The 23,771-nt window shown below is 66.0% G+C and carries 20 protein-coding genes; 17 read left to right on the forward strand and 3 right to left on the reverse strand.

The genetic code is table 11. The features are described 5' to 3' along the window. The first annotated feature begins 43 nt into the window (after window positions 1–43). The 4 genes from VIL42_10860 to VIL42_10875 all read left to right on the forward strand — a co-directional run bounded on the left by VIL42_10860 (window position 44) and on the right by VIL42_10875 (window position 3,842). Window positions 44–367 carry a hypothetical protein gene (locus tag VIL42_10860; GenBank protein ID HEY8593345.1) on the forward strand — a complete coding sequence of 108 codons (324 nt, stop codon included), beginning with the start codon at window positions 44–46 and terminating at the stop codon, window positions 365–367. Further along, window positions 364–1,104 carry a tRNA (guanosine(37)-N1)-methyltransferase TrmD gene (gene trmD, locus VIL42_10865; GenBank protein ID HEY8593346.1) on the forward strand — a complete coding sequence of 247 codons (741 nt, stop codon included), beginning with the start codon at window positions 364–366 and terminating at the stop codon, window positions 1,102–1,104. Before VIL42_10860 ends, trmD begins: the two co-directional genes overlap by 4 nt. Then, window positions 1,101–1,526, forward strand: a complete 426-nt coding sequence (rplS, locus tag VIL42_10870) for a 50S ribosomal protein L19 (protein HEY8593347.1) — start codon at window positions 1,101–1,103, stop codon at window positions 1,524–1,526. Before trmD ends, rplS begins: the two co-directional genes overlap by 4 nt. Window positions 1,527–1,613: 87 nt before the next feature. After that, window positions 1,614–3,842, forward strand: a complete 2,229-nt coding sequence (locus VIL42_10875) for a DPP IV N-terminal domain-containing protein (protein ID HEY8593348.1) — start codon at window positions 1,614–1,616, stop codon at window positions 3,840–3,842. Window positions 3,843–3,845: 3 nt separating this feature from the next. Here VIL42_10875 and VIL42_10880 read toward each other — a convergent pair whose 3' ends face one another. Next, on the reverse strand, window positions 3,846–6,062 hold the full coding sequence (locus VIL42_10880) for a M28 family peptidase (GenBank protein ID HEY8593349.1): 2,217 nt from the start codon (window positions 6,060–6,062) through the stop codon (window positions 3,846–3,848). A gap of 93 nt (window positions 6,063–6,155) precedes the next feature. Between VIL42_10880 and VIL42_10885 the strand changes: the two genes are divergently transcribed. Genes VIL42_10885 through VIL42_10900 form a run of 4 tightly spaced genes read left to right on the forward strand, consistent with a single transcriptional unit; the run spans window position 6,156 to window position 10,320 of the window. Continuing rightward, entirely contained in the window at window positions 6,156–7,184 is a 1,029-nt protein-coding gene (locus VIL42_10885; protein ID HEY8593350.1) for an aspartate-semialdehyde dehydrogenase, read from the forward strand. Continuing rightward, window positions 7,181–7,633 (forward strand): GFA family protein, encoded by a 453-nt coding sequence (locus VIL42_10890; GenBank protein HEY8593351.1) that lies wholly within the window; start codon window positions 7,181–7,183, stop codon window positions 7,631–7,633. Before VIL42_10885 ends, VIL42_10890 begins: the two co-directional genes overlap by 4 nt. Next, entirely contained in the window at window positions 7,600–8,385 is a 786-nt protein-coding gene (locus tag VIL42_10895) for an alpha/beta fold hydrolase (protein HEY8593352.1), read from the forward strand. The genes VIL42_10890 and VIL42_10895 overlap by 34 nt, the downstream gene beginning before the upstream one ends. A gap of 57 nt (window positions 8,386–8,442) precedes the next feature. Further along, window positions 8,443–10,320: a M2 family metallopeptidase gene (locus tag VIL42_10900; GenBank protein ID HEY8593353.1), complete on the forward strand. Its 1,878-nt coding sequence runs from the start codon at window positions 8,443–8,445 to the stop codon at window positions 10,318–10,320. A gap of 64 nt (window positions 10,321–10,384) precedes the next feature. On the opposite strand, the gene VIL42_10905 is transcribed toward VIL42_10900, so the two are convergent. Continuing rightward, window positions 10,385–10,849 carry a hypothetical protein gene (locus tag VIL42_10905; protein HEY8593354.1) on the reverse strand — a complete coding sequence of 155 codons (465 nt, stop codon included), beginning with the start codon at window positions 10,847–10,849 and terminating at the stop codon, window positions 10,385–10,387. Between the two features lie 119 nt (window positions 10,850–10,968). Beyond that, window positions 10,969–11,457, reverse strand: coding sequence for a peroxiredoxin (locus VIL42_10910; GenBank protein HEY8593355.1), 489 nt, complete (start codon window positions 11,455–11,457; stop codon window positions 10,969–10,971). A gap of 92 nt (window positions 11,458–11,549) precedes the next feature. Here VIL42_10910 and VIL42_10915 point away from each other — a divergent pair, with 92 nt between their 5' ends. The 9 genes from VIL42_10915 to VIL42_10955 all read left to right on the forward strand — a co-directional run bounded on the left by VIL42_10915 (window position 11,550) and on the right by VIL42_10955 (window position 23,771). Next, on the forward strand, window positions 11,550–12,137 hold the full coding sequence (locus VIL42_10915) for a YqgE/AlgH family protein (protein HEY8593356.1): 588 nt from the start codon (window positions 11,550–11,552) through the stop codon (window positions 12,135–12,137). 285 nt (window positions 12,138–12,422) lie between these two features. After that, complete coding sequence (locus VIL42_10920) at window positions 12,423–13,670, forward strand: histidine kinase dimerization/phosphoacceptor domain -containing protein (GenBank protein ID HEY8593357.1); 1,248 nt, start codon at window positions 12,423–12,425, stop codon at window positions 13,668–13,670. A 384-nt stretch (window positions 13,671–14,054) separates the two neighbouring features. Then, window positions 14,055–14,777, forward strand: a complete 723-nt coding sequence (locus VIL42_10925; GenBank protein ID HEY8593358.1) for a Crp/Fnr family transcriptional regulator — start codon at window positions 14,055–14,057, stop codon at window positions 14,775–14,777. A 117-nt stretch (window positions 14,778–14,894) separates the two neighbouring features. Then, the gene (gene ahcY / locus VIL42_10930; protein HEY8593359.1) at window positions 14,895–16,307 is read left to right on the forward strand and encodes an adenosylhomocysteinase; all 1,413 of its coding nucleotides are present in this window, start codon (window positions 14,895–14,897) and stop codon (window positions 16,305–16,307) included. 80 nt (window positions 16,308–16,387) lie between these two features. Beyond that, window positions 16,388–18,724 (forward strand): PAS-domain containing protein, encoded by a 2,337-nt coding sequence (locus tag VIL42_10935; GenBank protein ID HEY8593360.1) that lies wholly within the window; start codon window positions 16,388–16,390, stop codon window positions 18,722–18,724. Next, on the forward strand, window positions 18,721–19,155 hold the full coding sequence (gene tsaE / locus VIL42_10940) for a tRNA (adenosine(37)-N6)-threonylcarbamoyltransferase complex ATPase subunit type 1 TsaE (GenBank protein HEY8593361.1): 435 nt from the start codon (window positions 18,721–18,723) through the stop codon (window positions 19,153–19,155). The genes VIL42_10935 and tsaE overlap by 4 nt, the downstream gene beginning before the upstream one ends. Continuing rightward, on the forward strand, window positions 19,152–20,138 hold the full coding sequence (locus VIL42_10945; protein HEY8593362.1) for a phosphotransferase: 987 nt from the start codon (window positions 19,152–19,154) through the stop codon (window positions 20,136–20,138). Before tsaE ends, VIL42_10945 begins: the two co-directional genes overlap by 4 nt. Continuing rightward, window positions 20,135–20,896 carry a nucleotidyltransferase family protein gene (locus tag VIL42_10950; GenBank protein ID HEY8593363.1) on the forward strand — a complete coding sequence of 254 codons (762 nt, stop codon included), beginning with the start codon at window positions 20,135–20,137 and terminating at the stop codon, window positions 20,894–20,896. The genes VIL42_10945 and VIL42_10950 overlap by 4 nt, the downstream gene beginning before the upstream one ends. Continuing rightward, the gene (locus tag VIL42_10955; GenBank protein HEY8593364.1) at window positions 20,889–23,771 is read left to right on the forward strand and encodes a PD-(D/E)XK nuclease family protein; all 2,883 of its coding nucleotides are present in this window, start codon (window positions 20,889–20,891) and stop codon (window positions 23,769–23,771) included. The genes VIL42_10950 and VIL42_10955 overlap by 8 nt, the downstream gene beginning before the upstream one ends.

A 23,771-nucleotide genomic window follows, 5' to 3' on the forward strand; every position in this document is an offset into this window, starting at 1 on the left:
CGAGACTGGCCGTTATCCCGTGGCGCGACTAAGCGCATTTCCCATGAACTTGACCCTCGTTCTGATCGGCTTCTCGCTCGCGGTCCTGATGGGTGCGGGTTGGACGAAGGTGCTGGCGCAGCTGCGGCCGCAGTGGAGTGCCCGCCGCCGTATGCTCACCGCGGCCTCGTTCCTTCCCCTCATCACGCTGATCATTACCGTTGCCGGGGTGGTCTGGACGGCTTCGCTCGATCATCCGGGCGGCGGCGACATGCGCGACCTTGCGGTCCGCGCGATTGCCGTGCTGGGGTTCGCCTTCACTTGCCTGGCTATGGTCGGCGGGTTGATCGGTGCAGGCATGGCGCAGCGGAAATGGCGGCAGCAGTGACCTTCCGCGCGTCGGTCCTCACGCTCTACCCGGACATGTTCCCGGGGCCGCTCGGCACCAGCCTCGCCGGCAAGGCGCTTCACGAGAGCATTTGGTCGCTCGACGTCCGCAACATCCGCGATTTCGCGACCGACAAGCATCGCAGCGTCGACGACACGCCGGCGGGCGGCGGGGCAGGGATGGTGCTCCGCCCCGACGTGCTCGCGGCAGCGATCGACAGCGTCGCCGACGGTCGGCCGATGCTGGCGCTCACCCCGCGCGGTGCGCCGCTCACCCAGGCCCGGGTGCGGGACCTTGCGGCGGGCGAAGGGGCGGTCCTGCTATGCGGCCGCTTCGAGGGCTTCGACGAGCGGATCTTCGAAGCGCGCCAGCTCGAGGAAGTCTCGATCGGCGACTTCGTGCTCTCCGGCGGCGAGCTGGGCGCGATGGTCGTTCTCGATGCTTGCGTGAGGCTGCTTCCCGGGGTAATGGGCGCGGCCTCCAGCGGAGAGGAAGAGAGCTTCGAAACCGGGCTTCTCGAATATCCGCATTATACCCGACCAGTCATATGGGAAGGGCGCACGATCCCCGAAGTGCTGCGGTCGGGGGATCATGCGAAGATTGCCGCGTGGCGACACGAACAGGCGATCAACGATACACGGCTAAGGCGGCCGGACCTGATCGAGCGCCACGGGGGCGCATCGCAGGCACCGCCCTCTGGCGCGCGGCGACGAAACACGAAGGCTGATTTGAAATGAACCTGATCCAGACCCTCGAGCGCGAGGCCATCGACGCCCTCACTGCCGAGAAGCCCGTTCCAGAATTCCGCCCCGGCGACACTTTGCGCGTCGGCGTCAAGGTCATCGAAGGCGACCGTACCCGCGTCCAGGCGTTCGAAGGCGTGTGCATCGCCCGCTCGAACAAGGGCGTCGGCTCCAGCTTCACGGTTCGCAAGATCAGCTTCGGCGAGGGCGTCGAGCGCGTTTTCCCGCTCTATTCGCCGATCATCGACAATATCGAGGTCGTGCGCCGCGGCGCCGTTCGCCGCGCAAAGCTTTACTACCTGCGCGGCCGCACCGGTAAGGCCGCGCGTATCGCCGAGCGCCGCGACGTCCGTCGCGATGTCGCCGGTGGCGAGGGCGCCGCGGCCGAGGCCCAGAAGAGCAAGACGGAAGCCTAAGCACTTCCCAAAAGCCTTCGAAGGCGCAATGAGAAGGGCGTCCGGTTCTCCGGGCGCCTTTTTCTATTCAGCCTGAAAGGTCTGGCCTTGCGTTATGCGCTCCTCCTTGCCGCCGCGGCGGCGACGCTGATGCTTCCTGCTGCTGCTTCTGCCCAGACGGCCGCCCAGCCGCTGACGCTCGAACGTGTGTTCGCCAGCCCGTCGCTGACGGGCGCGACGCCGCGCTCGGTCAAGCTCTCTCCCGACGGCAGGCTCGTAACGCTGCTCAAGCCACGCGCCGATGACCTTGAGCGCCTCGACTTGTGGGCGATCGATCCGGCGACCGGCCAGTCCCGGATGCTCGTCGACAGCAAGAAGTTTGAAAGCGGCGCGGTGCTCAGCGAAGCGGAGCGGATGCAGCGCGAACGCGCCCGCATCGCCAGCCTCAAGGGCATTGTCCGCTACAGCTGGTCCCCGGACGGCAAGTCCATCCTGGTGCCGCTCGACGGCGACATCTTCCTTGCCGACCTCAACGGCAATGTCCGCCGGCTCACCAACAGCAAGGATAGCGAGCTCGACGCGACCGTCAGCGAAAAGGGCCGCTACGTCTCCTACATTCTCGACAACAACCTTCACGTCCTCAACGTCGGCACCGGCAAGACCGCTAAGGTCACCAAAAGCGGCAAGGACACGGTAAGCTGGGGCCTGGCGGAGTTCATCGCGCAGGAAGAGCTTGGGCGTACGCGCGGCCACTGGTGGTCGCCGGACGACCGCAGGATCGCGGTTGCACGGGTCGATGAAAGCGGCGTCGAACTCGTCACGCGCGCGGCGATCGGTGCCGACAAGACGACCATGGTTGAGCAGCGCTATCCGCGCGCGGGCACGGACAATGCCGTGGTCGACCTTTACCTGATGAACCCGGATGGCACGGGGCTCGTGAAGGCGGACCTCGGCAAGAACCCCGATTATTACCTCGCGCGGGTCGACTGGCTTCCCGACAGCAGCGCCGTCGTCGTCCAGCGGCTGAGCCGCGACCAGCACACGCTCGATTATCTGAAGGTCGATGCGAAGACCGGCCGCTCGTCCAAGCTGCTGACCGACACGGCGGCCAACTGGATCAACCTTGGAGACGATTTCCACCCGCTCAAGGATGGCAGCTTCCTGCTGACCTCCGAGCGCTCGGGGTACAATCACATCTACCGGCTTGAAGGCGACAAGCTGTCGCCGCTGACGTCGGGCCCGTGGGTCGTCGGCGGGATCGTCGGCGTCAACGAGGAGGCGGGGCGCCTGTTCTTCAGCGCCAACCGTACCCGGGCCATCGACAGCCAGATCTACGCGCTCGATTACCGCCGCGCGGGTTCGGAGCCGGTCCAGCTGACGCCGGAGGGCACGGCGAACTTCGGCCAGTTCGACGAATCCGGCAAGCTCGGCCTGATCAGCACCAACTTCCCCGGACAGCCTTCCCAAGTGTGGCTGAGCGACACCAACGGACGCCGCCTCGCCTGGATCGAGGAGAATAAGGTCGCGGGCGACCATCCGCTAGCGCCTTACATCGGCGCGTTCGTGCAGCCGACCTATGGCCAGCTGATGGCGGCCGACGGCAAGACCGCGCTCGATTACCGGATCCTCTCGCCCAAGCTCGCGCCGGGGCAGACGTCGCCCGTCCTGTTCAAGGTCTACGGCGGTCCGCAGTCGCGCGACGTCGGCTTCGGCTTCGTCGGCCCGATGGACCAATATCTCGTGCAGCAGGGCTGGACCGTCTTTCAGGTCAACAACCGTGGCCAGGAAGGGCGGGGGACGGCGTTCCAGACCCCGGCCTATCACAAGCTCGGCGGTGTCGAGGTCGAGGACCAGTTGGCCGCGCTCGCGTGGCTCAAGCGGCAGCCCGGCGTCGATCCGAACCGCATCGCCGTCTACGGTCACAGCTATGGCGGCTACATGGTGCTGAAGCTGCTCGAGGCGCAGCCGGGCGCGTTTGCCGCCGGCATCGCCGGGGCGCCGGTGACGCGCTGGGACCTTTACGACACCCATTATACCGAGAAGTACATGGGCGATCCGCGCGTCGAGAAGGCGGGCTACGCTAAGGCCAGCGCGCTCGAAGACGCCCTGAAGATCAGCGACCCGCTGCTGATCATCCACGGCCTGTCGGACGACAATGTGCTGTTCCAGAACTCGACCGAGCTGATGGCCAAGCTTCAGGAAGGCAAACGCCCGTTCGAAGTGATGGTCTATCCGGGGCTCGGCCACGGCATCTCGGGGACCAACATCTCGGTTCACCAGTGGACCACGATCCTCGACTTCCTCAAGCGCCGCGGCATCGCCCCGGCGGCGCGCTAAGGATCAGGGCTTCGTAGACGCGACGGCGATTGTCTGGTCGGGCGCATATTGCGGGCCGGCCAGGCGCGGCCGCGCCTCGACGAGAGGCTTGGCTGAGGACGGCAGTCCGTTCCGCATGCCGACGATAGTCCAGGTGACCGGTTTGGCGCTCGGCTGCTCCACGATCAGCTCGGCGCCGTCGCAGCTTCGGCCCGAGCAGGCGATCGTGAACTCGCCTGGAGAGTCGCTCGCCCTTAGCGGGCGTTCGTAGCCGGCCAGCCCGGCTGACCGGATCCGTGCCTCCGCGGGTGCGATGATCGCGACCCGCTCGGCGCCGTTCGTCCTCAGCCGCAGCCGCAAAGTCCGTGCGCTTCCGTGGCTCAGCTTTTCGATGATCTCAAGCGACGGCGGCTTCATACCGGCAACTCTTGGCGCGTCGGCAACCCAGCGCTTCCGCGGCCCGAAGTCGAGCTTTTCCCAGCTCCACTTGCCGAGCTGATCATAAGATTCGGGCAGCGCGGCGCCGTCGGTCGCCAGGGACCAGCGGCTCTTGCCTGACCTGAAATCCGTCACATGTTCGATGGTGAAGCGCTGCTTGCGGTCGGCCGAATAGGTCGGAGCCGCGAGCGCGCCGCCAATGGCGAGCGCCGCCAGCATTGCGCCACCGCCGACAGCAGCGCGGCTGCTGGCGCGGATGAGCGGATGAAGTTCGACAACCGCCGCCAGCATCAGCAGGGCCCCCACGGGCGCGACGATCCAGAGCGGGCCGGGACTGAACAGCTGCTCGAGCAGCGCGAGCATCTCGCCCCAGCTGAGATAAAGCAGCGCAAGCGCCACGAGAGCTCCGGCCGTCTCGGCGCCCCGCCACCAGCGCGACATTGCAATGCCCAGGAGCAGCGCGGAAGGCGGCGCCAGGAAGTAGATGAGCACTCCGGGCGCGAACAGCGCCAGTGCGCCGCCGATGACGAGAAAGAGGGTCCAGAAAGCCGCGCGGAGCTGGCGGGTCTCCGCGCACCGGCCAAGCGTCGCCGTGGCGATGGTGATCGCAAGCAGCCCCGCCGCATAGACGGACAGAAAAGCGACGTCCGGATGCGCACGCCAGTAAGTCCCGCCGCGGATTGACCCGACTAGCAGTGCCGCCAACCACCCGAACAGGCCGGCCCCGACAAAGCCGAGCGCAACGGCTGCAAGCGCTTGCCCGTATGCCTTCCAACGAAAGGTCAGCACCGCGAACGCCGCGACCAATGTGATGAAGAGGACGAGCCCGGCAGAAAGCGGCGTGACGATGAGCGCCCGGCCGAGCACATCGACGAAGATCCGCTGTCCGCCCGCCTGTGGCACACCTCCGGCAAGCTCCTGCGACAATGCCAGCGCCTGATCGCCCATGTGCTGCACACTGCCCAGGTCGAGCGCGGCAAGGTCGTCGCTGGGACTGTGGTAGCGCGTCTCGTTGCCGATCAGCGCGAAGTTCAGCGCCGTCCACCCGCGCTCCCTGAACACGCTGACATCCGTGTCGTTCGGCATCTGCCGGTAGGCGTCCGTCATCAGGCTGCTCGCGAACGGCCGCTCGGCTGCCCTCGCGAATGCAGCGACCGCAGTGCCGTTGGGCTGGCTGGTCTCGAACATCACCGCCGGCCCGGTCACTCCGCGCGCCTCGAAGTTGAGGACGCTGTCCACTTGGCGGCTCAGGGGATCGGCCTGGAACGCGCGGGCTCCTAACAGCCCCAGCTCCTCGCCTTCGTTGAAAAGCAGGATCACGGGCCGGGTAAGCTGCCGAGTGCCAAGGTTCGCCGCGACTTCGAGCAGCGTCGCCACGCCGATCCCGTCATCTCCCGCTCCAGGGCCAACGGGCACGCTGTCGTAATGGGCGTTGAGGAGCAGCGCCTTGCCAGGGGCCGGGCCCATAACAGCGATCACGTTGCGGACCCGCGCGCACGCGACCAGCCTCGCCTTCTGGAAGTCGTTACACGCATATTGATCGCGGACGAGGGGCTGAAGCCCGAGCGCGCGAAGCTCCGCCACCAGCCGTCCCCGCATGGCATCGCTCGCTTCGCTGTCGGCCGGGTGCGGCCGCTGATCGCCCAGGACGCGCGCCAGCCGCGCCTTGGCCCGTGCCGCGTCGAATTGCCCCGCTGCCGTATGCGCTCGTACAGGCGGCACCTGCACGAGCCAGGACTTGGCGGCCATGGCGCCGAGGATTAGCGCCAGGAGGGCGATGGTCAGCAGGCTGGTGCGTCGCATGGAGGCCCCCCTTGTCGCGGCCGCCCTGCGTATCGATTTCACCGGCACTTTTCGATAGGGCGCCCGTTCGAGAGTGCACGGAAGGATTTGCACATGGGTTACCGGGTCGTCGTCGTTGGAGCGACGGGCAATGTCGGCCGCGAAATGCTGAACATTCTCGCCGAGCGCCAATTCCCGCTCGACGAGGTCGCTGCCGTCGCGTCGGCGCGCTCCACCGGTGACGTCATCGACTTCGGCGACAGCGGCGAGGAGCTGCGCGTCAAGAACCTCGAACATTTCGATTTCACCGGCTGGGACATGGCCCTGTTCGCCGCCGGTTCGGCAGTTTCGGAAATCTACGCGCCCAAAGCGGCGGAGGCGGGCTGCACGGTCATCGATAACAGCTCGCTTTATCGCATGGATCCCGACGTTCCGCTGATCGTGCCGGAAGTGAATGCCGACGCGCTTGCCGGTTACGGGCGCAAGAACATCATTGCCAATCCCAATTGCTCGACGGCGCAGCTGGTCGTCGCGCTGAAGCCGCTCCACGATGTCGCGAAGATCAAGCGCGTCGTCGTCGCCACCTACCAGTCCGTGTCCGGCGCCGGGAAGCAGGGCATGGACGAATTGTTCAACCAGTCGCGCAACATCTTTGTCGGCGATTCCAACGAGCCGGAATATTTCACGAAGCAGATCGCCTTCAACGTTATCCCGCACATCGACAAGTTCCTCGACGACGGCTCGACCAAAGAGGAATGGAAGATGGTCGTGGAAACCAAGAAGATCCTCGACCCGAAGATCAAGGTCACCGCGACCTGTGTCCGGGTGCCTGTGTTCGTCGGCCATTCCGAAGCGGTGAACCTGGAGTTCGAGAACGAGATTTCCGCGGACGAGGCGCGCAACATCCTGCGCGAAGCGCCAGGCGTCATGGTCGTCGATAAGCGGGAAGACGGCGGCTATGTGACGCCGGTCGAAGCGGTCGGCGAATATGCGACCTATATCAGCCGCATCCGCGAGGATCCGACCGTCGAGAACGGGCTCAACCTGTGGGTCGTCAGCGACAACCTGCGCAAGGGCGCAGCGCTGAACGCGGTGCAGATCGCCGAGCTGCTCGGCCGCAAGCATCTCCAGAAAGCGGCGTGAGCGGCGAGGTCACGCTAGCCGGCGGCTGCGCCTGCGGGCGCATTCGCTTCACGGCTGCCGTCATTCCGCACGAAGCTTACCTCTGCCACTGCCGCATGTGCCAGCGTGCTAGCGGGTCGATCTCGCTGGCGATGGTCAACGCCCGCATCTCCGAGGTGCATTGGGAGCATGAGCCCGACTGGTACGACAGCTCGCCAATCGCAGAGCGCCCCTTCTGTCGCGAGTGCGGCACCACGCTGGGCTTCCGCTTCAAGAATCCGGACCTGAACATGGACCTGACCGTCGCCGCATTCGACGATCCGGCTCGTTTCACGCCGCGCCACCATTTCGGCGCCGAGAGCATGCAGCGCGCCTGGCTGAACACAGAGGGGCTCAAGGAAATCCGGACCGACGAGCACCCGACGCTGAAAGATCGGTGGATCGACGCTACCGGCGAGTTCCCGGGTTGAGCAGCGTCGAGACGCATCGATGGACCGCTTCGGACGGCGTCGAGCTTGTTTATTACGAGACGGGACATGGCCGGCCGGTCGTCCTCCTTCACGGCCTATTTTCCGACGCCCACATGAACTGGATCCGCTTCGGCCATGCGGCGCGCATCGCGGCCGAAGGGTTTCGGGTCATCATGCCGGACCTCAGGGCGCACGGACAAAGCGCCAAGCCGCACGAGGCGGAAGCTTATCCAAAGGGCGTGCTTGCCCGCGACGTGCGGGAGCTTGTCCAACGTCTAAACCTCGGTGAGTTCGACCTCGGCGGCTTTTCGCTCGGCGCTCGGACCACCGTGGAAGGGATAGGGGAGGGCCTGCAGCCGCGGCGCGCGATCCTCGCCGGTGCCGGGCTCGAGGGGCTGCGTAACTGGAAGCGGCGCAAGACCTTCTTCGTCGATGCGATCGCCATGTTCGACCAGGTGCCCCGCGGCGATCCGCACTGGCTCTCGGTGCAGTTCATGAAGAGCCAGAAAGTGGACCGCATCGCCGCCGCGCATCTTCTCGAGACGTTTGAGGACGCGTTCGTGTCGTGGCTCGAAGCGTTCGCCATGCCGACCCTGGTGGTTTGCGGCGATCAAGACGACGACAATGGCTCGGCCGAAGAGCTGGCCAACGTGCTTCCGCATGCCGTCTTCCGAGAGATTCCCGGCACGCACATGAGTTCGGTGACGAAGCCCGAGCTCGGAGAGGAAATCGCCCGCTTTCTCGCGGCTTGACGAGGCTTGTTTCGGACGGCACTCGCATCGGCAAGGGGGATGAGGGAGAGAAGTCTGATGAGGCTTGCCGTTTCCGTATCCGTTCTCGCGCTGGCGCTGACTGCCTGCGCGACCGTTACCACCGCGCCGACCGGCGCTGCCGTCGCCACTGCCCAGCCTCTGCCGCCGCCGCCCACCGTCGACGAGGGGCCGGTGCCGACCGCCGAGCAGGCGCGCGAGTTCGTGGCCAAGGTCGAAAAAGACCTGTTCGACTATAGCGTGATCGCCGGCCGCGCGTCGTGGATCAACGCCACTTACATCACCGACGATACCGACGCGGTGAACGCTTATTTCGGGACCATCGGCACCGAAAAGACGATCGAATATGCGAACGCCGCGGCTCGCTTCTTGAGGACGCCTGGGCTCGACTACGACACCGCCCGCAAGCTCAACATTCTGCGCACCGCGCTGGTGCTGCCGGCGCCCTCGACACCCGGCGCCGCGGCCGAGCTGAACGAGATCGCCACCCGGCTTCAGTCGCAATATGGCAAGGGCCGGGCGACGCTGAACGGCAAGACCATCACCGGCGACGAGGCCGAGGAGCGGATGGGGACGCTCCGCAACCCCGAGCAGCTCAAGGAGGTCTGGACCAGCTGGCACAACAATGTCGGCCGGCCGATGCGCCAGGATTATGCGCGGATGGTCGACATCGCCAACGCCGGCGCCAAGGAACTCGGCTTCGCCGACACCGGCGCCTTGTGGCGGTCGAACTACGACATGACCCCGCAGGAATTCTCGGCGATGTACGATCGGCTGTGGAGCGAGATGAAGCCGCTCTACGACCAGCTTCATTGCTACACGCGGACCAAGCTCAACCAGAAATATGGCTCGGCGGTGCAGCCGGCGACGGGGCCCATCCGCGCCGACCTGCTCGGAAACATGTGGGCCCAGGAGTGGGGCAATATCTACGACGTCGTCGCGCCGAAAGGCGCGGGCGACATCGGTTACGATCTCACGGACCTGCTAGTGAAGGCGAAGTACACTCCGGAGCAGATGGTGAAGACCGGCGAGCGCTTCTACACCTCGATCGGCTTCAACCCGCTGCCCGAAAGCTTCTGGCAACGCTCGCAGATCACTCGGCCGCGGGACCGCGAAGTCATCTGCCACGCCTCGGCGTGGGACCTCGACAACAAGGAAGACCTGCGGATCAAGATGTGCACGCGGGTCAATGCCGACGACTTCGTGACCATCCACCACGAGCTCGGCCATAATTTCTACCAGCGCGCCTACAATCAGCAGCCCTATCTCTACCTCAATGGCGCCAACGACGGCTTCCACGAGGCGATCGGCGACTTCATCGCTTTGTCGGTGACGCCCGAATATCTGGTGCAGATCGGCCTGTTGGACCGCTCGCGGGTGCCGTCCGCGGACAAGGACACCGGCCTGCTGCTGCGCCAGGCAATGGACAAGGTCGCCTTCCTGCCGTTCGGCCTGCTGGTCGACAAATGGCGCTGGGGCGTGTTCGACGGCTCGATTCCGTCGAGCGGCTATGAAGCGGGCTGGACCAGCCTGCGCCAGCAGTACCAGGGCATCGTCCCGCCGGTGCCGCGGACGGAGGCGGACTTCGACCCCGGCGCCAAATATCACATCCCCGGCAACACGCCCTATGCCCGCTACTTCCTGGCGCGGATCCTTCAGTTCCAGTTCTACAAGGCGGCCTGCGACATGGCCGGGTGGAAGGGGCCGCTCCACCGCTGCAGCTTCTACGGCAACAAGCAGGTCGGCCAGCGGCTGAACCAGATGCTGGCGCTCGGCGCATCGCGGCCGTGGCCGGAAGCGCTCGAGGCATTCACCGGCACCCGTGAGATGTCCGGCAAGCCGATGCTGGAATATTTCGCGCCGCTGCAGGCCTGGCTCGAAAAGCAGAACGCCGGCCAGCAGTGCGGCTGGTCCTGATTTACGGATGAAAAAAGGGGCGCCCCGGAAGGCGCCCCTTGTCTCGTCTAGCAGCGGCCAGCGTTTAGCTGGTCGGCGTGCCCGAACCGCCGGTGCTGGCGCCCAGGCCGGCATTGCCGCCGCCGGTCTCGCTCATGCCGCCGGTCATGGTCTTACGGCTACCGGCCGAGCGGCTGGTCCGCGCCGAGGTGCTGCCCATGCTGGCCGGGCTGTCGTTCCCGGCGCCCGTCGTCAGGCCGCCGGTGTCGTCCTCGCTCCAGCTCGACGAATTGCCGCCGCCGAAGTTCATGTTCTGCGTCCACTCGCCGATCTGGTCGCTGAGGTTGGTGATCTGGTCGCTGATCTGGTTGCGGCGCGACCACAGGAACACGCCTGCGCCGACCGCCGCCGCGGCAGCCGCCGCAGCCGCCACCGGCCGCTCACGGGCCAGCTCGCGCACGCCGCCGCTATATTGGTTGCGGCCTTCCGGATTGTTGTTCCGGCCGCGGTTGTTGTTGCTGTTGTTCCGACTTCCGCTGTTTCTTGCCATTTTCGGCTCTCCTCTTGATGTTGTTACGCTCTCAATCTGACCAAACGACTGAAAGCGCCCGCCGTTCGCCGCAATCGGGCGCGGAGCGGTGAGGAGAGCCGCCGCAGCGGTGAAAGGCGTCAGCCGTTGCCCAGTTGCTCCAGCATATATTCGGCGCTCGACGCACGATATTCGCCGGGCGCCTCGACGTTGAGCTGCTCGACGACGCCGTCGTTGACGATCATCGAGTAGCGCTGCGAACGCTTGCCCATGCCGAACTTGCTGCCGTCCATCGCCAGCCCGGTCGCTTCGGTGAATTCGCCATTGCCGTCGGCGATCATGACGATGTCCTCGCTGCCGTCGCGCTGGCCCCAGGCGCTCATCACGAACGCGTCGTTGACCGAAATGCAGGCGATCTCGTCGACGCCCTTGCCCTTAAGGTCGCCGGCCTTTTCGACGTATGATGGCAGGTGACGCGCCGAGCAGGTCGGGGTGAAGGCGCCGGGAACCGCGAACAGCGCAACCTTCTTGCCGGCGAAATAGTCGCTGCTGCTGGTCGGCTTCGGACCGTCGGCCGTCGCGATCGTCAGCTGCACGTCGGGAAGGCGGTCGCCCACATTGATCGTCATTTCGGTTCTCCTGGACAAAGGAACAAGTCGAAGCGGCCAATAGGCTCGGCATATGACAGCTTCAACACTTGCCCGGCGAAGCCCGCCGTCGCATGACCGAGGGCATGGTCGAGCAGCCGAGTTTCCTGTCCGGCAAGTTGCTCCTGGCGATGCCGGGGATGGCCGATCCGCGCTTCGAGCGCGCTGTCATCGCCATGTGCGTGCATGACGAAAATGGCGCGATCGGCGTCGGCATCGGCCACAAGCGCGCGGGCATGAGCTTCCGCGGGCTGCTCCGCCAGCTGGAGATCGACCCGGGCAAGGCGCCCGACTGTGCGGTTCACCACGGCGGGCCGGTGGAGCCCGGGCGCGGCTTCGTCCTCCATTCCACCGACTGGGGCGGACAGGATACGGTTCAGGTCAACGGCGGGGGTGGCGAGCTGTTCGGCATGACCGGCACCATCGACGTCCTTCGCGCCATTGCCGAAGGCCGCGGCCCGTCCAAGTGGATCGCCTCGCTCGGCTATGCCGGCTGGGGCGAGAGGCAGCTGGACGAGGAGATGACCCGCCACGGCTGGTTCGCCGCGAATGCGGACGCGAAGATCCTGTTCGACACGCCGACCGACGAGCGCTGGGCCGCGGCGTTCAAGGCGGAAGGCGTCGATCCGCGCCTGCTCACCAGCGAGACCGGCGTGGCCTGAGGGAAGGAGTCGCGAAAGTCACAAAGTTCGTGCCCGTTGACCTCGGCAGCATCGCCACGCCCCTTCGCGGCAGCTGTTTGCAACCGCTCATTGTGTGACCTTCGAACGACGATCGGCGTCCCAGCCCCCGGCCACGAGCGGCTGATCCAAGTTGTTGAAAACAAGCGTCGCGAGGCAGAGTAACAGGTCGGCCTAGCAGGCACGTTCCGTGCATCGTTGTTCCGGCGGAATGTATTCGCCTTCTTGCCCCTGACGAGGTAGCTTGCCGCAAGAGGGGACCAGCTGATGAGCCATAGATCTACGATCGCGGCGGAAGACTTGCTGATCACGGATCAGCTCTACCGCCGTTCACCCAGAGCGGCCGACCTCGAAACCGAACTCGCCGCATACCGTGAGCTCTCCTCGCTCATGGCTGTTGAACCAGTCGAGGCAATTCAGCGCTTCCTCGATCTGGCGCTTGAGCTGTGCCCGGCTGCAGGGTCGGCCGGTTTGAGCGAACTGCCGCTCGACGGAGCGTCAGATGCCGTCTTCACCTGGACTGCGATGAGCGGTGCATTCGCACCCTATGTCGGCGGCACCACGCCACGGGACTTCAGCCCATGTGGTCTCTGCCTCGACCATCATCACACGATCCTGGTTGAGCGCCCTGGCCGTGTTTTCACCTATTTCAACGACGCTGAGCCGGAGATCATTGAGGGCCTGATCGTGCCTCTGTACGACACCGGGAAGCGGCCGATTGGCACCTTGTGGGTGACCAGCCACGAATATGGGCGACCCTTCGACGCAACGGACGCCCGCGTGATGGAGCAGCTCGCTGTCCAGCTGGTCCTCGCCATCAAGCTGCGACGCAAAGCTGCGCTCTACTCGAAGCTCGAAGAAGCCATGCACGACAAGGACGTTCTGGTGCACGAGGTTCGTCACCGCGTGAAGAACATGATCCAGATGACCTCAGCTTTGCTGGTGCTGCAGGAGCGCGGTGTTCAATCTGGCGAAGCGCGCTCGGCGCTGCGTGAGGCCCAGAACCGCTTGCTCGTCCTCGCTAGCGTCTACGAAGCCCTTCTTCTCCCGGATGCCGATGCTCGGCGTGTCGACTTGGCTGCCTTGATCAAGAACTTGGCAGCAGCCCTGAAGGGGAGCGGCTCGCAAGGCGACGGCGTGGAGATCACAACCGATTGCGACGAAGCACTTCTGGGAGTGTCGCACGCGGTGCCGGTTGGTCTCTTCGTCAATGAAGCCATCACGAACGCACTCAAGCACGCTTTCAACGGACGCTCTTCCGGACGTGTGGACATTCAGTTGCGCAAGTCAGGCACTCAATGCGTTCTGGTCGTTCGCGACGACGGGAGCGGCTTCGATACTCCGGCGCGCAAGGGTAGCTTGGGCATGCGGTTGATGAAGAGTCTTGCCCGCCAAGTCGGCGGCCGCATGTCGATCGACGGCGCAAGCGGAACCACGGTGCGGCTCGAGTGGGAGTGCGAAGACGACGCCGCAATGGGTACAGAGCTTTCCCACGCAGCACTCCAACCGGCGTAATTCCTTCCAGCGAACGCTGCCGTCGTGCGCTTTGGATGATCGTTTCGCGACAATGTCAGCAGAAGTCAGCTAGAGCGTACCTTGATGGCCTCCGAGTAGCTCACCCGCGCGACCAGGACGCGGTATTCATCCGCGATCTTAATGTATCGGAGAGATCCATCTATCCGCGCTTCACGTCGACGCTGATTATGGATTGAGCGCCTTGCGCGCGCCCGAGAATAGCGGCTTGCCAAGCTTGGTAGTTCAGCGCCCGCGCCAATCTCCTCACCCCAGAGCTCATGCACCCAAATAGTAGTTGTGCACTGGGCTGTCCCGGCAAACGCTGCGGGTATCGCCATTAACGCCAATCAAGCTTAATAACGGCTGGTGCAAACGAATGCTTCAATGAGCGAGAGCCCACTTGTAAGAAAGCTACGTACTGTCGCCGACTTGAATGCCGACGAGGTCGATGCTCTCAACGCATTGAGCAAGCGAGTTGAACGAATAAAGCGCCGTGACGACATCATCAGTGAAGGGGATCGACCAGAGTTTGTTCATCTGATGATCGAGGGGTGGGCAGCTCGTTATAAGATTCTGCCTGATGGTTCTCGCCAGATAATGGCGATCCTGATCCCCGGCGACTTCTGCGATCTTCACGTCACGATTTTGGGCGAGATGGACCACGGCATTGTCGCACTGTCCCCGTGCAAGGTAGCTTACGTCGTGCCCGGCGACCTCGACGCACTCACCTCAGAAAACAGCCGACTTGCTCGTGCGTTATGGTGGGCCACTCTCCTGGACGAGGGCGTCCTGCGGTCGTGGATTGTGAGCGTTGGTCGCCGAGATGCGCACGAGCGTGTCGCCCATCTCCTTTGCGAGATGCACACGAAAATGACCATGATCGGGCTTGTTCATGGCGACCGGCTTGCGCTCCCGCTGACACAGGATGAACTTGCTGATGCGACCGGCCTGACCAGCGTACACGTCAACAGGACACTCCAGCAACTTCGCAGTGAAAACCTGATTGAGATCGGAAGCGGGAGCCTGACCGTGCTCGACGTCGCCCGCTTGCGGGACGCGGCTGGGTTCAACCCGAACTACCTCCACGCGAAGCGGCAGATCCGGTAGCCGCTACGCTCGGCCGCTCCAGCACATATAAAGCTTTCCTTATATGTCGCCCTCGGCTAGTGGCCGCGCATCGGCGCCCGGTACGGCGCGGTCATTCATTCATTCGGAGAATCTTACGTGGCGACGCAGGTGGAAACCCGCTTCAACGACTATGTTGTGAAGGACATCGGCCTTGCCGATTTCGGCCGCAAGGAGATCGAGATCGCCGAGACGGAGATGCCGGGCCTGATGGCGCTCCGCTCCGAATATGGCGCGTCGAAGCCGCTGAAGGGCGCGCGGATCACCGGTTCGCTGCACATGACGATCCAGACCGCGGTGCTGATCGAGACGCTGATCGAGCTCGGCGCCGAAGTGCGCTGGGCCAGCTGCAACATCTTTTCGACCCAGGACCATGCCGCCGCGGCGATCGCAGCGCGCAACATCCCGGTGTTCGCGATCAAGGGCGAGACGCTCGAGGAATATTGGCAATATGTCGAGCGCATCTTTGACTGGGGAAGCGACCAGACCTGCAACATGATCCTGGACGATGGCGGCGACGCGACGATGTTCGCCCTATGGGGCGCGCGCGTCGAGGCAGGCGAGGAGCTGTTCGCGCCGTCGAACGAGGAAGAGGAAGTGTTCGTCGCGACGCTTCAGCGCTTCATCAAGGAGCGTCCGGGCTACCTCACCAAGACGGTCGAGACGATCAAGGGCGTGTCGGAAGAAACGACCACCGGCGTCCACCGCCTCTATGACCTCGCCAAGAAGGGCAAGCTCCCGTTCCCGGCGATCAACGTCAACGACAGCGTCACCAAGTCGAAGTTCGACAATCTCTACGGCTGCAAGGAGTCGCTGGTCGACGCGATCCGCCGCGCGACCGACGTGATGCTGGCCGGCAAGGTTGCCTGCGTCGCCGGCTTCGGCGATGTCGGCAAGGGCTCGGCCGCTAGCTTACGCAACGGCGGCGCGCGCGTCCTTGTGACCGAAATCGACCCGATCTGCGCGCTGCAGGCGGCGATGGAAGGCTATGAAGTCGTGACGATGGAAGAGGCGACCCAGCGCGCCGACATCTTTGTCACCGCGACCGGCAACATGGACGTCATCACGCTCGACCACATGCGGGCGATGAAGAACATGGCGATCGTCTGCAACATCGGCCACTTCGACAGCGAGATCCAGATCGGTGCGCTGTCCAACATGAAGTGGACCGAGATCAAGCCGCAGGTCGACGAGGTCGAATTCCCGGACGGCAAGAAGATCATCGTCCTGTCGAAGGGCCGGCTGGTGAACCTCGGCAATGCGACCGGGCACCCGAGCTTCGTCATGAGCAGCAGCTTCACCAACCAGGTGCTGGCGCAGATCGAGCTGTGGCAGAACACCGACCAGTACAAGAACGACGTCTATGTGCTGCCGAAGCACCTCGACGAGAAGGTCGCGGCGCTTCACCTCGACAAGCTGGGCGTGAAGCTGACCAAGCTCAACGACAAGCAGGCCGCCTATATCGGCGTGACGCCGGAAGGGCCGTTCAAGCCCGAGCACTACCGCTACTAAGCGAAATTGCTGCTGCACCCGCCGCATCACCGCCCTAAGGTGATGCGGATGGGGTGGGGTTCGTTCCTTTGAGCGGCACGGTGGCGATCGCGATTGCCGCTTTGGCCGTCCTGTGGCTCGGCATTGCCGCGGCCGTGGCAATTGCGGCTGCGCGGCGCCTGCGCGCGGCAACCCAGGTGCTTGAGGCAGCGCGGTCGAACGCCCGGCTGCTGGAAGCCATGCCGGCGCGGCCGCTGCTGATCCGACCGGACGACCGGATCGAAGCTGACGAGCGGCTGCTTCGCGACCTCGGCCTCCATGGCCCCAAGAGCCTTTCCGACCTCAGCAGCGACGAAGGCGGGATCTCCGTCGAAGATTTGGCGATGCTGACCGAGAAGGTCCACGCGGCGCGGGCGTCCGCCGAGCGCATCGCCGCGAAGGTCCGCGCCCATGGCTCGGCGCGCGTGTTCGACGTCACGGGTGCGCTAGCGCCAGCCAGCGAGCCGCATGGGACATTGCTGCTGTGGTTTTCCGATGCCAGCAGCGCGGAGGAGGAGAAAGCGCGGATCGCGCTCCGCCTGCGCCAGAGCGAGGGGGCGCTCGGCTCGCTGACGCAGCTGATCGAAGCGGCGCCTTTCCCTATGTGGTTCCGCGGGCCCGACCTGAAGCTCGGCCTGGTCAACAGCGCGTTCGTCCAGTCGGTCGAGTGCAAGGACGCTCACGAGGTGATCGAGCGGGGCGCCGAGCTCGTCGATGCCGAGGGCGCCGACAGTGCGAGCGCGACGGCTCGGGAGGCGCAGGAGAGCAAGCGCGTCGTGTCGCGGATGCAGCCGGCGATCATCCGCGGCGAGCGGCGGATGCTGCGGATCGTCAACGTGCCCTTGTCGACGGGAGCGGTCGCCGGCTTCGCGATCGACGTCCAGGACCTTGAGGATGCGCGGACCGAGCTGTCGCGCCACGTCGAATCGCAGCGCGAGCTTGCCGATCGGATGACGGCAGGCACGGCGCAGTTCGACGCCGACCGCTCGCTCAGCTTCTTCAACCGGCCGTTCGCCGCTATGACCCAGCTCGATCCCGAATGGCTCGGCGAGCGGCCCGAGTTCGACCGGGTGATCGAGCGGATGCGCGACAATCACCGGCTGCCTGAAGTGCGCGACTTCCCGGCGTGGAAGGAAGAGCGGCGCAGCTGGTTCACCAGCGCCGACGAAGTGATCGAGGAAGAGTGGATGCTGCCCGGCGGCGACCATCTGCGCGTCGTTGCCCAGCCGCTGCCCGACGGCGGGCTGCGGCTGTTCATCGAGGATCGGACGGAGCAGCTTCGGCTTGCGTCCGCCCGCGATACGCTTCTGCGGGTGCGGGCGGCGACGTTCGACAATCTGTTCGAGGCGATCAGCGTCTTCGCGAGCGACGGCCGACTCTATCTGTGGAACCGCCGCTTCCTCGAGGATTGGGCATTCGACGAGGAATGGCTCTCCACCCATCCGCGAGTCGACGAGCTGGTGCCGGCCATGGCCCGCAAGCTGGTTAACCCGACGGCGGCCGCGCAGATCCGCGAGATGGTGCGGCAGACGACCAACGAGCGGCAGTCGTCGAACGGCCGGATATCGATGACCGACGGGCGCCACTTCCAGTTCGCCGCGGTGCCGCTGCCGGACGGGAACGCGCTGTTCACGATGGTCGACGTGACCGACTCGACGCGCATCGAGGCGGCGCTTCGCGAGCGCACGTCGGCGCTCGAGGAAGCCGACCGGGTGAAGACGGATTTCGTGGCCAACATGAGCTACGAGCTTCGCACCCCGCTGACGTCGATCGGCGGGTTCGCCGAGCTTCTGGGCGGCGGCTATGCCGGCGAGCTTGGGCCCAAGGCCAAGGACTATGTCGGCGCGATCCTGGAATCGGTCGAGCGGCTGTCGAAGCTGATCAACGACGTGCTCGACCTGACCACGAGCGACCTGCGGGGCATCGCGCTGGAGAAGGAGCGGGTCGATATCGGCGGGCTGTGCCGGGCAGCGGTGGACACGGCCAAATCCCGGGCAGCGGAGAAATCCCAAAAGCTGGAGCTCGAAGTATCGGACAATGCCGGGCACGTGTTCGGCGACGCGCGGCGGCTTCGCGAGTCCATCGAGCACGTGCTCAACAATGCGATGGCGTACAGCGATCGCAAGGGCTTGGTTCGGATCCTCGCCGATGGTGACGATGAGCAAGCGACGATCCTCATCAGCGACAATGGGCAAGGCATTGCCGCCGAAGACCTACCGCGCGTGTTCAACCGCTTCGATCGCGTTGCCGAGCCCGGGTCGGGCGGCGATGCGGCGCTCGGCCTCGGCCTGCCGCTGACCCGGCAGTTCGTCGAGGCGCATGGGGGCAAAGTCGAGCTGCAGTCGGAGAAGGGGAAGGGCACGACGGTGACCCTCACCGTCCCGCGGGGATCCCGGTGATCCTGGCCGACGAGCAGGCGACGGCCGATTTCGGCGCCAGCCTCGCCCCCCTCGCGCGCGGCGGGGACGTGATCACCCTGTCGGGGCCGCTCGGCGTCGGCAAGACGGCCTTCGCGCGCGGCTTCATCGCCGCACTCGGCCACGAAGGCGACGTGCCGAGCCCAAGCTTCGCGATCGTCCAGCCATACGAGGAACTGGATCCGCCAGTGTGGCACACGGATCTGTACCGGATCGAGGACCCGTCCGAGATGGACGAACTGGGGCTCGATTCGGCCGCCGATGCGGTCCTGCTGGTCGAATGGCCGGAACGCGCGGGACCGGCCGCCTGGCCGCATGCGCTTCGGCTCGTCCTCGACTTTGCGGCAAGCGGCGCGCGCCGCTTGACAGCAGAGGTGCCCCCGGCATGGGAAGGGCGATGGCCTCCAGCATGAAACCGCCCGAGCACGCGCCCGATTTCCTTGCCGCCGCGGGCTGGCATGGGGCCGAAATCCTGCCGCTCGCCGGCGACGCGTCGTTCCGCCGCTATTTCCGCGTCGTACAGGGGGACAGCACCGCCGTGCTGATGGACGCGCCGCCGCCGCACGAAGACCCGCGCCCGTTCATCGGCGTCGCTGAATGGCTGGTTTCGCTGGGGCTGAGCGCGCCGGAAATCATTGCGCGGGACCTCGACAAGGGCCTGCTTTTGCTCAGCGATTTCGGCAGCGCGCGGCTTCGCGAGACGGTCGATGAGGACCCGGCGCGCGAGCGGGAGCTGTACGAGATCGCGACCGACCTGCTCGTCGAGCTTCACGGCCATCCGCCCATGGAGGGACTGCCCGAGCATGGGCTCGACCAGTGGCTCGAAGAGCTGAAGCTGTTCACCGACTGGTATTGCCCGGCAGTCGGGATCGAGGTCGATGAGGAGGCGTACCTGCAGGCGTGGCGCGAGGTTCTCGAGCCCGTTGCCGACGACGAGCTGGGGCCTGTCACCGTCCTGCGCGATTACCACGCCGAAAACATCATGCTGGTTCAGGGCCGCGACGGCGTTGCCCACCTTGGGCTGCTCGATTTTCAGGACGCCCTGGCCGGCCACCCGGCCTACGACCTTGCGTCTGTCCTGGAAGATGCGCGGCGCGATGTGCCGGTCGAAATCGAGCGCGCGATGATCGACCGCTATGTCGGCAGGACCGGTCATGAGGACGATTTCGAGCGTGCTTACTGGGCGCTCGCTGCGCAGCGAAACACGCGAATCCTCGGCGTCTTCACTCGGCTTTGGAAGCGCGACGGCAAGCCGCATTACCGCCGCTTCCAGCCGCGCATGTGGGGCCTGCTGGAGCGCGACCTCGAGCAGCCACACCTGAAGCCGGTCCGCGACTGGTTCGATGCCAACATCGCGCCGGAGCACCGCCGCGAACCGTGGAAAGAGGCGGCATGAGTCAGTCGAAGCAGGCGCTGCGGCTTCGCGCGGAGGTGAAAGGCGAGGTTCCGCGCACGGCCATGATCATGGCCGCGGGGCTGGGCAAAAGGATGCGGCCGCTGACCGCGACCAAGCCGAAGCCGCTGGTCGAGGTCGGGGGCAAGGCGCTGCTCGACCATGTGCTGGAGAAGCTGCGCGCCGCCGGGGTCCAGCGGATTGTCGTCAACGTCCATTATCTCGCCGGCGCGCTTGAGGCGCACCTCAAGAGCCGGGCGGACGGGCTGGAAGTCGCGATTTCCGACGAACGCGACCTGCTGATGGAGACCGGCGGCGGGCTGGTGAAAGCAGCGCCTTTGATCGACTGCGACCCGTTCCTGGCGCTCAACAGCGACAATCTGTGGATCGACGGTCCGGCGGATGCACTGAAGCTGCTCGCGTCGCAGTGGGACGGCGAGCGGATGGACGCGCTGCTTTTGCTGGTGCCGCAGGCGCGCGCCTTCAACCATAGCGGCATGGGCGATTTCCACATGGACCGGAGCGGCCGCCTGCGCCGGCGCGAACGGAGCCATGTCGCGCCGTTCGTCTTCACCGGCATCCAGATCGCATCCAAGCGGCTTCTCCGCGACGCGCCCGAAGGGCCGTTCTCGACCAACATCCTGTGGGATCGGGCGATGGAGGAGGGGCGCTGCTTCGGCGCCGTCCACCAGGGCCTGTGGTTCGATGTCGGCACGCCGGGCGCCATCAAGCTGACGGAAACGGCGCTCGAGAATGCGTGACCCGAGGCGGGTCAATGTCTTCACCATCCCGTCGAACCGGTCCTTCGCGGACGCGCTCGCAGCCGGGCTGATCGCCAGGTTCGGCAAGGACCCGCTGGGGCTCGCGCGCGGGCGGATCCTGCTTCCGAACAATCGCGCGGTCCGGTCGGTCACCGAAGCCTTCGTCCGTGCCAGCGGCAGGGGGCTGCTGCTGCCGAGGCTGGTGCCGGTCGGCGATCCCGATCTCGGCGAGCGGATCGGCGGAGCGCTCGATCCGATCGGCGGCGAGGCGGTGCCGCCCGCCATCGAACCCACCGAGCGGCTGCTGCGGCTGGCGACGCTGGTCGGCGCGGATGGCTCGGCGGAAGGGTTGCGCCTCGCGGCGGACCTCGCGCGCACGCTCGATGCCTTGCTGGTCGAGCAGGTCGAGCCGGGCGAACTTCGCACTGCGGTGGCCGAAAGCGACGAGCTTGCGCAGCATTGGGCCAAGTCGCTCGCCAAGCTCGAAGTCATTTATGCGCTCTGGCCGGCCATCCTGCGGGATTCGGGCGCCCTCGATCTCGCCGAACGGCGCAATCGCCTGCTTCGCGCGCTCGCCGAACGCTGGGCAAGCGAACCGCCGCCGGGCTTTACTGTTGCTGCCGGCATTACGACTGCGGCCCCGGCAGTTGCCGCGCTGGTGGCGCGGGTGGCCCGAATGGAGGAGGGCATGGTGGTGCTGCCGGGGCTCTGGCTCGCCGATGTCCTTCCCGACGAGGAGTGGGAAGCGCTCGGCCCGGACGACAGGGGCCGAGGGGAGCAGTCCCACCCGCAATTCCACCTCAAGCTGCTGCTGGAGCGGATCGGCGTGGCGCGGGCGGAGGTGCAGCGGTGGCGCTGGGCCGGGCGGTCGGCTTCGCCCGCGGCGCGCTCGCGAGCGGTGGCCAATGCGATGGTTGCGCCGGATTTCTCGCATAAATGGGAGACGCTGAAGCCCAGCGAGCGGCGGTTGAGCGGGGTTCGCTTCGCCGAGCTGGCGGATCCCGCGGCGGAAGCGCAGGCAATTGCGCTCGCGCTGCGGCAGGCGCTTGAGACGCCGGAGAAGACAGCCGCGCTGGTCACGCCCGACCGCCAGCTAGCCGGGCGTGTGTCGGCGTTGCTCAAGAGGTGGGGCGTCGATGCCGACGACAGCGCCGGCAAGCCGCTGTCGCAAGTGGCGGCGGGGACATTGCTGCTCGGCATCGTGTCGGCGGCCGCAGAGGATCTGGCGCCGGTGCCCTTGCTCGCGCTGCTCAAGCATCCGCTAGCCGGCGGGGCGGCGGACGAACGGGCGCAGTGGCTGGAGCATGTGCGGCGGCTCGACATGGCGTTGCGCGGGCCGCGGCCGCCTGCTGGGCTCAGCGGGCTCGACACGCACTTTGCAGGCAGGGGTGCGGTGGCGGCCTGGGGCGCGGTGCGCGATTGCATTGCCGGTCTCGATGGCCTCCTGCGCGAACCGCTGCCGCTGTCGGTCTTGGCGGGCAAGCTGGTCGAGGCGGCGCAGGCGCTTGCCGGGGATCGCGCGTGGCGCGGGACCGACGGGCGGATCGCCGCGGAGCTGCTCGCCGAGCTGCAGGGGTCGGAAGCGGCGGGGCGACTGATTGTGAGCGCGGAAGAGGCGCTCGCGCTGTTCCGGCAGTTGCTGGACAGCCAGGCGGTGCGGCCGCCCTACGGCGGGCATCCGCGGATCTTCATCTGGGGACTGCTCGAAGCGCGGCTGCAGCGCGCGGACCTGCTGGTGCTCGGCGGGCTCAACGAGGGGGTGTGGCCGGCGCTGCCGGCGCCCGACCCGTGGCTGCCGCCCAAGGTGCGCGCGAAGCTGGAGATACCGGGGCTGGAGTTCCGGATCGGGCTTGCGGGGCATGACTTCGCAAGCGCGCTCGGCGCGCCGGAAGTGCTGATCACCCGCGCCAAGCGCGACAGCCGCTCGCCGACCGTGGCGTCGCGCTTCCTGCTTCGGCTCGACGCGATGACCGGCGGGCTGCCGCGCGACCATGTGCACGAGCGGATTACGCGCGCGCTCGACGATCCGGGGCCGCCGCAGCCGGTCGAGCGGCCGGCGCCGTGCCCGCCGGTCGAGCAGCGACCGGAGCGGATTTCGGTGACGTCCGTCGACCGGCTGAAGGCCGACCCGTTCACTTTCTATGCGAGCTCGATCCTGAAGCTGCGCGTCGAAGAGCCGGTCGACGCCGACCATACGGCAGCCTGGAAGGGCAGCGCCGTCCACAAAGTGTTCGAGGAGTGGCTGCGGCACGACGATTGCGACCCGGACAAGCTGCGCGGCCGCGCGGAGCGGCTGCTCGGCGATGCAGCGATCCACCCGATGCTGCGCGCCTTGTGGGCGCCGCGGTTATTGGAGGCGATCGATTGGATCGCCGAGCTGGAGCGGAGCAACCAGGCAGAGGGGCGGCGGCCCCTCGATGCCGAGATCGAAGGCGAGGCCGTGCTTGCCGGCATTGCGGTGCACGGGCGCGCGGACCGGATCGATCGTCTGCCAGACGGCGGGCTGGCCATCGTCGACTACAAGACCGGAAAGCCGCCGGCGAAGAAGGCAATCGAAGCGGGGTTCGCGCTACAGCTGGGGCTGCTTGGCCTGATCGGTCGGGCAGGAGGGTTCGACGGGGTTCGCGGGGAACCGGAAGTGTTCGAATATTGGTCGCTCGTGCGCGAGCGCGACCGGTTCGGCAAATGCATGCGCGCCGACAAGGACATGGAGGGCGAGTTATTCCTCGACCACGCCTTCAGCCACTTCAGCGAAGCGGTGCGGGACTATCTCAACGGCACCAAGCCGTTCACGGCCAAGCTCAACCCGGCCTATGCGCCTTATGGCGATTACGACCAGCTGATGCGGCTGGAAGAATGGTACGGCCGCAAATGA

This window comes from Sphingomicrobium sp., from assembly GCA_036563485.1.
Lineage (GTDB): Bacteria > Pseudomonadota > Alphaproteobacteria > Sphingomonadales > Sphingomonadaceae > Sphingomicrobium.